The 1,313-nt window shown below is 54.8% G+C and carries 2 protein-coding genes; both read right to left on the reverse strand.

Annotated elements, in window-relative coordinates:
* Nucleotides 1-158: 158 nt before the first annotated feature.
* Complete coding sequence (locus KUC_RS19165) at nt 159-404, reverse strand: hypothetical protein (RefSeq protein WP_007113958.1); 246 nt, start codon at nt 402-404, stop codon at nt 159-161.
* Nucleotides 405-555: 151 nt separating this feature from the next.
* Nucleotides 556-1,313 (reverse strand): hypothetical protein (locus KUC_RS19740; protein ID WP_244264850.1); only part of this gene is annotated, 758 nt, incomplete at its 5' end.

Raw genomic sequence — 1,313 nt, forward strand, 5'->3', positions numbered from 1 at the left:
TGCGCCTGGGTCACCCAGGCCGCCACGCTTTCCCAGGGCACGATGATGGGAGGCTTGCCGTCGCCCGGCGCAAAAGCCACCTCACGGCGCTGGCGATGAAAACGGGTGGGGACAGCCTCACGGAACCTAAAGTGGTAGTGGGCTTTGATTACCAAAGCTCATGCAAGGATTATCGCCCCCACCCATAGCCCCATTCCAAGAGTAATGTCGAAGAAGGCCATAAACTCACTGGCAAAAGAGATATCTTCATTAGAAGTCAGCCAACCGAGTACCAAAGGAGTAAGCACAACAACCCAAAGTGAGCTTATAACTAACGTAAACTGCCAAGTAAATGGCGTGGGAAGGCTACCGCCGAAATCCAAGTAGGCATCGTTTACCTCCCCAATCTCTTGGTTGAAATCCAAAGGCTCCGCTTCCGTGGGCAAGGGAGCAGGTGAAAGATAGATAACTTTGCCACCTGGAAAGGGCTCGACATCTCCAGCCCGGTGGGGCTAGGTAGTATCCGGGTGAGGCAAAGCCGGTGCCTGCTGACTCATAACTGACGGCCTTGTATAATCAGGCTTTCAGCCCCTGTCGCTTGTAGGCTTCGGTGAACACCATTTCAATAGGCAAAGCAGGGTCCTGTTCGCGAATAGTGCGCACTGCTTCAGAGAGTCTGGTCAGTTCCTCACTGGGCCTGGCCCACTGTTCTTCTGGCAGCGGTTTCGACCATTCCACCATTTCTGAAGGCAATAAATTAGGGCGCGCTTTCATTAGGCGTTTGTTGTCCCACTCCGTTAAATAGCCTGGCAGGTTCCAGAGCTGAACGATGTCGATGAGGTACCAAAAGCTCCAATATAACCAGCCTATCTCGCCGTCAGCTCGGCGCTGATTCATGTGGCGACGGGCATTGCGCAGGGTATGCACCCCTTCCCAGGGTGGGTCATCTTTACCCCTGACGACGTTTGGATCTTGCACCTCGGCAAGAGAATTGACCTCGTACTCCATATAGGCACGCACCGCTTCCCAGTGGCTGATGGCCAAGGGTTTTGCCATGGTCATAAATTCCAGCTTTAGCCACTGCCCGGTTTCTGGATGTGCATAGCCAAATCCCATACCGAACTGCTGCTGAACGCCGTATTGAGTCACGCCACGGGCTTCTACCACCCAGGCCATCAGCGATTCCCAAGGAACGATCACCGTATCCTTGGTGCCCTCTAGGACAAAACACACCTCGCGGCGCTGGCGGTGAAAGCGCACTGGGGGGGTATCCCGCAAACGCCGAAGACTAGTCCAGTGCCCAGAGTACATCGCTAAAAAGCAAGCCCCCCCCC

It is taken from the genome of Vreelandella boliviensis LC1, from assembly GCF_000236035.1.
Classification (GTDB): Bacteria; Pseudomonadota; Gammaproteobacteria; order Pseudomonadales; family Halomonadaceae; genus Vreelandella; species Vreelandella boliviensis.